8 protein-coding genes are annotated in these 9,949 nt (G+C 75.9%); all 8 read left to right on the forward strand.

The annotated features are described in order from the left end of the window. The first annotated feature begins 59 nt into the window (after window positions 1–59). The 8 genes from O4U47_RS27705 to O4U47_RS27740 all read left to right on the forward strand — a co-directional run bounded on the left by O4U47_RS27705 (window position 60) and on the right by O4U47_RS27740 (window position 8,434). Window positions 60–1,250, forward strand: coding sequence for a GTP-binding protein (locus tag O4U47_RS27705; RefSeq protein WP_270680922.1), 1,191 nt, complete (start codon window positions 60–62; stop codon window positions 1,248–1,250). Window positions 1,251–1,290: 40 nt separating this feature from the next. Further along, window positions 1,291–1,539, forward strand: a complete 249-nt coding sequence (gene rpsR / locus O4U47_RS27710) for a 30S ribosomal protein S18 (protein WP_270680923.1) — start codon at window positions 1,291–1,293, stop codon at window positions 1,537–1,539. 82 nt (window positions 1,540–1,621) lie between these two features. After that, a complete protein-coding gene (locus tag O4U47_RS27715) occupies window positions 1,622–2,842 on the forward strand; it encodes an alpha/beta hydrolase (RefSeq protein ID WP_270680924.1) in 1,221 nt (406 codons plus the stop codon). Window positions 2,843–3,179: 337 nt separating this feature from the next. Continuing rightward, the gene (locus O4U47_RS27720) at window positions 3,180–4,334 is read left to right on the forward strand and encodes a Gfo/Idh/MocA family protein (protein WP_270680925.1); all 1,155 of its coding nucleotides are present in this window, start codon (window positions 3,180–3,182) and stop codon (window positions 4,332–4,334) included. Beyond that, entirely contained in the window at window positions 4,331–5,542 is a 1,212-nt protein-coding gene (locus O4U47_RS27725; RefSeq protein WP_270680926.1) for a dihydrodipicolinate synthase family protein, read from the forward strand. Before O4U47_RS27720 ends, O4U47_RS27725 begins: the two co-directional genes overlap by 4 nt. Then, window positions 5,539–6,366: a sugar phosphate isomerase/epimerase family protein gene (locus O4U47_RS27730; protein WP_270680927.1), complete on the forward strand. Its 828-nt coding sequence runs from the start codon at window positions 5,539–5,541 to the stop codon at window positions 6,364–6,366. Before O4U47_RS27725 ends, O4U47_RS27730 begins: the two co-directional genes overlap by 4 nt. Continuing rightward, window positions 6,363–7,343, forward strand: coding sequence for a 5-dehydro-4-deoxyglucarate dehydratase (locus O4U47_RS27735; RefSeq protein ID WP_270680931.1), 981 nt, complete (start codon window positions 6,363–6,365; stop codon window positions 7,341–7,343). The genes O4U47_RS27730 and O4U47_RS27735 overlap by 4 nt, the downstream gene beginning before the upstream one ends. A 5-nt stretch (window positions 7,344–7,348) precedes the next feature. Beyond that, on the forward strand, window positions 7,349–8,434 hold the full coding sequence (locus O4U47_RS27740; protein WP_270680928.1) for a mandelate racemase/muconate lactonizing enzyme family protein: 1,086 nt from the start codon (window positions 7,349–7,351) through the stop codon (window positions 8,432–8,434). The last annotated feature ends 1,515 nt before the right edge of the window (window positions 8,435–9,949 follow it).

Below are 9,949 nucleotides of genomic sequence, written 5' to 3' on the forward strand. Positions count from 1 at the left end.
TCCGTCCCATGTATGATAACGATTATCGTTTTCAAGATGAGGAAGGCGGGGTCCCCGAGATGAAGCAGGCCATGCCCGCGCGAGTCGCCCTGGTCGCCGGGCTCCACGCCGACGCCCGTAGGCGCACCGTCGACCGGCTGCTGGAGGCCGAGCCCGGCGCGCTCGCGATCCACCACGACCTGGGCCGCATCGGCGACGGCGAGGTGTACCGGGTGCTCCGCGACCGCTGGGGCACCGTCGAGCGCACCCGGGTCGACCTGGTCCACTCCTGCGTCTCGTGCACCCTGCGCCAGGACCTCGTCCCGCTGCTGTGCGGGCTCGCCGAACGCGGTGAGCACAGCCTGTACGTGGTCGAGGCCTGGGACACGGTCGCCCCGCGCTCGGTCGCCGAGGCCCTGACCGCCACCGTCGTCGACGACCGGCCCGTCACCGACTGGGTGCGCCTGGCCGGGGTGGCCGCCGCCGTGGCGGCCGACCGGCTCGTCGCCGACCTGGCCACCACCGACGACGTCGACGACCGCGGGCTGTCGGTGGCCGAGGAGGACGACCGCACCGTCGCCGAGGTGCTCGCCCAGCAGATCGAGTACCCCACCTGCCTGGTGCTCGACACCGCGGGCACCGCGGGCGGCCCGGCCCCCGACCCGGAGCGCTGCACCGCGGTCCTCCTCCAGCTCAACCCGGCCGCCCTGGTGGTGCCGCCGGACCGGGAGGCGCTGGCCGCCATGGCCGAGGGCGGCTTCGACCCGGAGGCCGCCGCGGCCCGGATGGACCCGGCCACCGCCCAGCCGCCGGACTCCTGCGAGGCCGGGGACGTGCGCACGGTCACCTGGCGGCGCTCGCGCCCGCTGCACCCGGACCGGCTGCACCGGGCGCTGGACGACGTCGTCGCCGCCTCGCTGCGCAGCCGGGGCCGGTTCTGGCTGGCCAGCCACCCCGACACGATGCTCGCCTGGGACGCCGCCGGGGCGTCGCTGTCGGTGGAGCCGTGCGGGCCGTGGCTGGCGGCGCTGCCCGACGCGGCCTGGGACCTGGTCTCCGAGCGCCGCCGGGCCGCGGCCGCCCTGGACTGGTGCGCCGAGCACGGCGACCGCTGCCAGTGCCTGACCTTCACCGGCGTGGGCCTGGACGCCCGCCGCCTCACCGAAGTGCTGGACGCGTGCCTGCTCACCGACGAGGAGCTGGCCCAGGGCTACCGCCGGGACGCGGGCAGCGACGACCCCTTCGACGAGATCATCGCGGCCGCCCCCTGAGGCCGCGGCGACCGACACACCCGACCCCGAGGAGGACCCCGTGAAGCCGCGCCGGACCGCGCAACCGCGCCGCAAGCCGAACCCGCTGGCGGACGTGGACTACATCGACTACAAGAACACCGACCTGCTGCGCAAGTTCATCTCCGACCGGGGCAAGATCCGCAGCCGCCGGGTCACCGGGGTGACCGCCCGCCAGCAGCGCCTGCTCGCCGCCGCGATCAAGAACGCCCGGGAGATGGCCCTGCTGCCCTACCCCGACCAGGACCGCGCCCGCCCCGGGCGCCGCTGACCGGGCGGGGCCGGCGGCACGGCACGCACCCGCCGGTCCCGCCCCCTCCCGCCCCCTCCCGGGCGTGCGGCAGGATGGCGCCATGGACACCGAGACCCGCCTCGCCGAGCGCCTGCGGCGCATGCCCGGAGTCCGCACCGTCCCCCGCCCGGTGCTTCCCGGCCGCGGCACGGAGTTCGACCTGGCCTATGTCCGCGACGGGCGCCCGGGCGGCACGCCCCTGCTGGCCGTCCCGGGCGGCCCCGGGATGGCCTCGGTGCTGCCCTACCGCTCGGTGCGCCGCTCCGCGGCCCGGCTGGGCTTCGACGCGGTGATGGCCGAGCACCGCGGCGTGGGCCTGTCCCGGCGCGACCGCGGCGGCGCCGACCTGCCGCCCGCGGCGCTGACCCTGGCCGCGGCCGCCGACGACCTGGCCGCCGTCCTGGACGACTGCGGGATCGGCCGGGCCGTGGTGTGGGGGGCCTCCTACGGCGGGGTGCTCGCCCAGGTCTTCGCCGGGCGCCACCCCGGGCGGGTCGCGGGCCTGGTGCTGGACAGCACCTCGGGGAGCACCCGGGCCGACCACGCCGAAGTGCGCGAGTACGTCCGCGGACTGCTGTGGCGCGGGGAGGCGCCGGAGGCCGCCGGTGCCGCCGAACGCCTGCGGGACCTGGTGGAGCAGGGGGCCGTCCCCGCGGACGAGTGCCAGGACGTGGTCCCCGTCGTCTACGAGTTCGGCGGCCCGGCCATGGTGGAACGCCTCCTGGAGGCGGTGGCCCGCGGGCGGACGGGCACCTGGAGACGGGTGCGGCGCCTGGCCGGGAAGGAGGCGGGGGAGCGCTCCCCCTGCGTGCTGGAGTTCGACCTCGTCAGCGAGATCTGGCGGCGCGAGCTGCACGACCTGGAGCCCGACGGCCGACCGCTGGACCCGGCGGCCGCCTTCGCGCAGGTCACCGCCGGACGGGAACCGGACTTCGCGGGCCTGCCGGTGGACGCCGAAGCCGTGCAGCGCGGCCTGTCCGTGCCCGTCGCGGTCCTCAGCGGCGCCTACGACCTGCGCGCGGTTCCGCCGGGGGCCGAGGCGATGGCCGGGCGCATCCCGGACGCGGCGCTGGTGCGCTTTCCGCGCTCGGGGCACGGCTTCCTGGACCGGTTCCCCTTCGCGGGCCTGGTGGCCGCGGGGGCGGTGGCGGCCGGACGCCACAAGCGCCTGCCCGGCCTCGCCGAGCGCCTGGAAGCGGGGCGGAGGGTGACGAGCGCGACCGCGATGCGCGGCTACCTCGCGGCGTCCCTGGCGATGGACGGCGTTCCGTTCCCGCGGTGACCACCGAACCGGCGGTGGCCACCGTGTGGTGAGCGCTTTCCGTCGCCCGGGGAGGCCGGAGAAGGCGGTGGGGTGCGGGGGAGGGGCGCCTCCTCGCAGGTCGGCGGTGGTTCATGTGGTGCTCGGGGGGACCGGGGTGTGGGCCCGCCGTCGGCGCCCTCCGCGCCCCTCCGTACCGCCGCCGCCCCGCCCGGGCCCTGGCCGTCGCAGTTCGGGCGGCCCGGCACTGGCGCCGGGGTGGTCCCGTGGCGTAGTTTGGAAAGCGCTTTCTCGTGCGGTGCCGGGGGACGAGCCCCGGCGCCCGGCGCGCGGGAGGACACGTATGGCGGGAGAACACATGACTGATCGCGTTGTCGGCGTGGCGATGAACGGCGTCACCGGCCGCATGGGCTACCGCCAGCACCTGCTCCGCTCGGTGCTGGCGATCCGGGAGGACGGCGGGGTGCGCCTGCCCGGCGGCGGCCGCGTCCTGCCCGAGCCCTACCTGGTCGGGCGCTCCGCGGAGCGGGTCGGCGAGGTCGCCCGGCGGCACGGCGTCGAGCGCTGGTCCACCGACCTGGACGCGGTGCTGGGCGACCCCGGGGTGGAGGTCTACTTCGACGCCCAGATCACCAGCGCCCGGGAGGCGGCCGTGCGCTCGGCTCTGGCGGCCGGAAAACACCTCTACGCCGAGAAGCCGGTGGCCTCCACCCACGCGGCCGCCCGCGACCTGGCCAAGCTCGCCCAGGCCTCCGGCGTGTCCAACGGCGTGGTGCAGGACAAGCTTTTCCTGCCCGGGCTGCTCAAGCTGCGGCGCCTGGTCGACTCCGGCTACTTCGGGCGGATCCTGTCGGTGCGCGGCGAGTTCGGCTACTGGGTCTTCGAGGGCGACTGGCAGCCCGGCCAGCGGCCGAGCTGGAACTACCGCGCCGAGGACGGCGGCGGCATCGTGCTCGACATGTTCCCGCACTGGCACTACATCCTGGAGAACCTGTTCGGCCGGGTGCGGGCCGTCACCGTGCGCACCGCCACCCACATCCCCGAGCGCCGCGACGAGAACGGCGAGCCCTACACGGCCACCGCCGACGACGCCGCCTACGGCGTCTTCGAGCTCGACGGCGGCGCCGTCGCCCAGTTCAACTCCTCCTGGGCGGTGCGGGTCGACCGCGACGAGCTGGTGGAGTTCCAGGTCGACGGGACCCACGGCAGCGCGGTGGCGGGGCTGCGCGAGTGCCGCGTGCAGCACCGCACCGCCACCCCCAAGGCGGTGTGGGACCCCGACGCCCCCGACCTGGCCGACTACCGCTCGCAGTGGCAGCGCGTGCCCGACAACCAGGAGTTCCCCAACGGGTTCCGCGCCCAGTGGGAGCTGTTCCTGCGGCACCTGGCCACCGGTGAGCCCTTCGGCTTCGACTTCGCCTCCGGCGCGCGCGGCCTGCGCTTCGCCGAGGCCGGGCTGCACTCCGCCGCCACCGGCACCCGCGTCGAGCTGGACTGGGAGGACGAGGCATGACGAGCACCACCGACGGCCGGGCGGGCGCGCCCCCGCACGCGGAAAGCCTTTCCCTGAGGCTGCCCGACGGCGACGGCGGCACGGCCGAGTACCGGCCCTCCGCCGCCCCGGCGGTTCCCTCCTCCGGGCGGCCCCCGCGGTCGCGGCGCTGCATCGCCGCCGCGCACGTCGCCGCCGACCCCCTGGCCGGGAACGCCCCGGGCGCCCCGGCCCGCCCCGACTGGGAGGCCACGCTCGCCTTCCGCCACCACCTGTGGGACACCGGCCTGGGTGTGGCCGACGCGATGGACACCGCCCAGCGCGGCATGGGGCTGGACTGGGCCGCCACCGCCGAGCTGATCCGCCGCACCGGCGCCGAGGCGCGCACCCGGGGCGCCGACCTGGTCTGCGGCGCCGGGACCGACCAGCTCGACCCCGCCGGGGCGCACGGCCTGGACGCGGTGGTGCGCGCCTACACCGAGCAGCTGGAGACGGTGCAGGAGGCCGGGGCCCAGCCCGTGGTGATGGCCAGCCGCGCCCTGGCCGCGCGCGCCGACGGGCCGGGCGACTACGCCGAGGTGTACCGCCGCGTGCTCGCCCAGGCCTCGCAGCCGGTCGTGCTGCACTGGCTGGGGACGGCCTTCGACCCGTCACTCGCCGGCTACTGGGGCGCCGACGACCCGGCCGAGGCCATGGAGCACGTCGCGGCCCTCATCGCCGAGCACGCCGACCGCATCGACGGCATCAAGGTGTCCCTGCTCGACGCCGGGCTGGAGGTGCGGCTGCGCCGGATGCTCCCCGAAGGGGTGCTGCTCTACACCGGGGACGACTTCAACTATCCCGACCTGATCCTCGGCGACGAGGAGGGCCACTCGCACGCGCTGCTCGGCGTGTTCGCCGCGATCGCCCCGGCGGCCGCCGAGGCGGTCCGGGCGCTCGACGGGGGCGACACCGACCGGTACCGGTCGCTGCTGGAGCCCACCGTCCCGCTCGCGCGGCACCTGTTCTCCGCGCCGACCTTCCACTACAAGACCGGCATCGCCTTCCTGGCCTGGCTCAACGGCCACCAGCCCGGGTTCACGATGGTGGGCGGGGCGCAGAGCGCGCGGGACGTCCCGCACCTGTGCACCGCGTTCCGCCTCGCCGACCGGGCCGGGGTCCTCACCGACCCGGAGCTGGCCGTGGCGCGGCTGCGCAGCCTCCTCGACGTCGCGGGGGTGGGGCGATGAGCGCGGCCGACCCGCGCCTGGCGCGGCTGTCCGTCAACCAGGCCACGGTCAAGCGGCTCAGCGTCGCCCAAGCGGCCGACGCCTGCGCCCGCGCGGGGGTGCCCGCCATCGGTCTGTGGCGCGAGCCCGTCGCCGAGGTCGGAACGGCCGCGGCCGCCAAGGCGGTGCGCGAGGCCGGGCTGCGCGTCTCGTCCTACTGCCGGGGCGGCTTCCTCACCGGCCCCGACCGTGCGGCCGCCCTCGATGGCAACCGGCGCGCCCTGGACGAGGCCGCCGAGGTCGGCGCGCCCTGCCTGGTCATGGTCGTGGGCGGGCTGCCCGACGGCGACCGCGACCTGCCGGGGGCGCGGGCGCGCGTCGCCGACGCCCTCGCCGAGCTGGCGCCCCACGCCCTGGAGCGCGGGGTGCGCCTGGCGCTGGAACCCCTGCACCCCATGTTCTGCGCCGACCGGGCGGTGCTGTCCACGCTCGGGCAGGCGCTCGACATGGCCGAGGCCCTGCCCGAGGACGCCGCCGGCGTAGTGGTGGACGCCTACCACGTGTGGTGGGACCCCGAGGTGTACGGGCAGATCGCCCGAGCGGGCTCGCGCATCGCCTCCTACCAGGCCTGCGACTGGGTGCTGCCGCTGCCGGCCGACGCCCTGCTGGGGCGCGGCATGGTCGGCGACGGCCACGCCGACGTGCGCGGGCTGCGCCGCGCCGTGGACCGCGCGGGCTACGACGGCGACATCGAGGTGGAGATCTTCAACGAGCGCATCTGGGAGTCCGACGCGGACGAGGTCGTCGCCGAGGTGGTCCGCCGCCACCTGGCCCACGTCGTCTGACCCCTCGGAGAGGCCCGGCCGCCCACCCTCCGACCCCCACGACAGCGGCACGACAGCGGGAGGCATCCGCAATGCAGTTCGACGGCATCCTGTTCTTTCCCATCACCCCCTTCGACGACAAGGGCGGCCTGGACGAGGAGGTGCTCGACCGGCACATCCGCGACGGCATGGAGCACCGGCCCGGCGGCGTGTTCGCGGCCTGCGGCACCGGTGAGTTCCACGCGCTGGGCGCCGAGGAGCACGCCCGCGTCACCGCCCGCGCGGTGGAGGCGGTCGGCGGCCGGGTCCCGGTCGTGGCCGGTGCGGGCGGGAGCGTGCGCACCGCCGCCGAGCAGGCCGCGGCAGCCGCCGACCTGGGCGCCGACGCGGTCCTGCTGCTGCCGCCCTACCTGGTGGGCGGCTCCCAGCGCGGCCTGGTGGAGTACGTGCGCGCGGTCGCCGGGGCCGCGGGCGTGCCCGTCATCGCCTACCAGAGGGCGAACATGGTGCTCACCCCGGAGACGGCCGCCGAGGTGGCGCAGATCCCCGGGGTGGAGGGCATCAAGGACGGGGTGGGCGACCTGGGCGCCATGCGCCGCATCGTGCAGGCGGTGCGGGCCGTGCGCGGGGAGGACTTCGCGTTCTTCAACGGGCTGCCCACCGCCGAGCTGACCTTCGCCCCGTACGCGTCGGTGGGGGTGCCGCTCTACTCGTCGGCGGCCTTCGCCTTCGCGCCCGAGGTCGCCACCGCGTTCTACCGGGCCGCCCACGCCGGGGACCCACTGGCCGACCGGCTGCTCACCGGCTTCTACGAGCCGCTGGTGGCGCTGCGCGACCGCGCGCCGGGGTACGCGGTCGCCATGGTCAAGGCGGGCGTGCGGCTCCGCGGAGGCAGGGCCGGTGCGGTGCGTCCGCCGCTGACCGACCTGACCCGTGAGGAGGAGGCGCTGCTCGCCGACATCATCGACGCGGGCCTGCGCGCGGTCGAGGGGGAGTGAGGCCGGTGCGGATCGAATCCGCGGCGGTGCGCGGCCACCGTCTGCCCCTGCACCGGTCCTGGGACGGGGGCGTGGACAAGAACGACCTGGTCGTGGTGGAGGTGGCGGCCGACACCGGGCACATCGGGACCGGCTTCGCCTGGACCCCCGGCGCGGGGGCCGGGGCGGTGCTGGCGCTGGTGCGCGACGACTGCGCGCCCGCCCTCGCCGGCCGGGCGCCCCACCCCGGCGTGTGCTGGGACGCGCTGCGCGCCCGGCTGTCCGACGCCGGGCCGGGCGGGGTGAGCGCCATGGCCCTGGCCGCCGTCGACATCGCGCTGTGGGACCTGCGCGCGAAGGCCGCCGGCCTGCCGCTGGTCGAGCTGCTCGGGCGGCGCCGGGAGGCGGTGCCCGCCTACGCCAGCGGGGTGAACCTGGACTACCCGGAGGACGAGCTGCTCGACCAGGTGCGGCGGTGGAAGGCGGCCGGGCACCGGGCCTTCAAGATGAAGGTGGGCTCGGCCGACCCCGCGCGGGACGCGGACCGGGTGGCGGCGGTGCGGGCGGAGGTCGGCCCGGAGGCGGTCCTGATGGTCGACGCGAACCAGCGCTGGGACCTGCCGTCGGCGGTGCGGGCGCTGGGGGAGCTGGAGCGTTTCGCCCCGGCGTTCGTGGAGGAGCCGCTGCCCGCCGAGGACCTGTCGGCGCACGCCCGGCTGCGGGCCCACACGGCGCTGCCGTTCGCGATGGGGGAGAACCTGCGGACCGAGCGGGCGTTCGCCGAGGCGCTGGGGGCCGGGGTGTGCGACGTGGCCCAGCCCAACGCGGTGCGGGTCGGGGGGATCACCCCGTTCCTGCGCATCGCCCGGGCGGCGGCCGAGGCGTCGGTGCCGGTGGCACCGCACCTGCTGCCGGAGCTGTCGGCCCAGTTGGCCCTGTGCGTGCCGCGGGCGGCGATGGTCGAGGACATCGACCGGGCCTGGCTGGAGGACCTGGGGGCGCTGGAACACCCGAGCGGGGTGAGGGTGAGCGGGGGTGAGGCCACCGCCGACACGGGCCCGGGCCACGGTTTGGCGTTCCGAAAGGACCTGCCCCCGCTGCCGGGATCGTAGCGGTCCGGGAGGCGGCGGCGCGGCAGGTACCCCGTTCATGGGCCCTGGCCGGGCGGCGGGTGGTCGGGTGCGGGGTGGAGGGCGGCGACGAGGGAGGTCGGCGGTCCTACCTGTTGTTCTGTCGGCTGCCGGGTGGGTGCGTGGTCACTGTGGTGGGCGGCGACGACGAAAGCCGGGCGGTTCCCCGGGCCTGCCTGCCGTCCGCCGGGCTCCTCGCGGTCCGGGTGGGCGACGGCTCGGCAGGTCCCCCGCTGACGGGCTTCGGCCGTCCGGCGGGCCGCCGGGGTGTGAGGTGGAGGGCGGCGACGACGGAACCAGCAGGTACCCCGCTCACGGACCCCGGCCGGGCGGCAGGCCGCCGGAGTACCAGGTAGAGGGCGGCGACGACGAAGGTCAGCGGCCCTCGCGGCAGCGCGGTCGGCCGCCCGGCCCGTGCGTGGTCACCGTAGATGGCGGCGACGGCGTGAGCGGGGCGGTTCCCCCGCCCTGCTTGCCGTCCGGCGGGCTGCTCGCGGTGCGGGTGGTCGGGCGGCTCGGCCGGTACCCCACTGACGGACCCCGGCCGGGTGGTATATTCCGGGCATATCGGGCGCGGATGGGAGGGTTCGGCGGTCTCACGTGGTGGATTCGCCACCCGATCAGGGGAAAAGCGTACTTTTCGCTACGCAGGATGCCCCGAGCGGACCTGTGACGCCCGAAAGGCGGGTTCCGGTTCGCCGAGATGCGGCCGATTGCCCGGATCCGGGGGCGATCTCAACCAACGTGCACCCCCTTGCCGGAGAAACTCCCGCATGGTGAGACGCAGGGGCCATGGTTCGCGCTCTCCGACACCCGGACCCGCCCCCGCCAGGCCCGCCGCGAACCCGGCAGGGCGCTGACCTGGGCGAATACTCCGCGTTAGGGGGTAAGGGGCCGCGAAGCGCGCTCAGCGACACCCGCGAACGCCCCGGGCGTACGAAGTCGACGTTTCCAGAACACGTTCTGGAAACGGAATGCCCGATTCCTGTCTGTCTGGGGTGTTCACCTCGGGCATCGAAGGGAGTGCGGGGGCACCGGAGTGCTCCCGCCTGGCGCCCAGGGTCCACTCCGGGCCGATATCGGCTACCCGCGGTGACAAAGAGGGCTGCAAACGACCCTGGTGTGTCATTTGGCGCCCTCCTGGAGGCAGAACGTGTTCTGGAATCGCGATGACCGTGCACCCTCGCTGCCCGCGCCGCCGCCCCGGGCGTCGAACAGGGCGCGGGGCGGGCTCCGGCGCCCCAAGAACCGGGCAAACCGGGCACGGGGCGGGTAGAGGCTCGGCCGCAACTCCCGATTCGGGCGCAACGGGCGGCCCGGGCCCATCCCGCGTGGCAGGTCCGCCACCCGATCACACGAAAAGCGTCGGTTTCACGACGCGGGATCGCCGACCCCTCCCCGCCGCGCCCGGTACGCCCGGTATGCCCCACCCGACCGGCCCTCTCCGCGATGATCTCGGGGAACCCGTTCTTAAGATGTCCGTTTCAACCCCGACTT

The sequence above is a fragment of the Nocardiopsis suaedae genome (assembly GCF_027706745.1).
Taxonomy (GTDB): domain Bacteria; phylum Actinomycetota; class Actinomycetes; order Streptosporangiales; family Streptosporangiaceae; genus Nocardiopsis_A; species Nocardiopsis_A suaedae.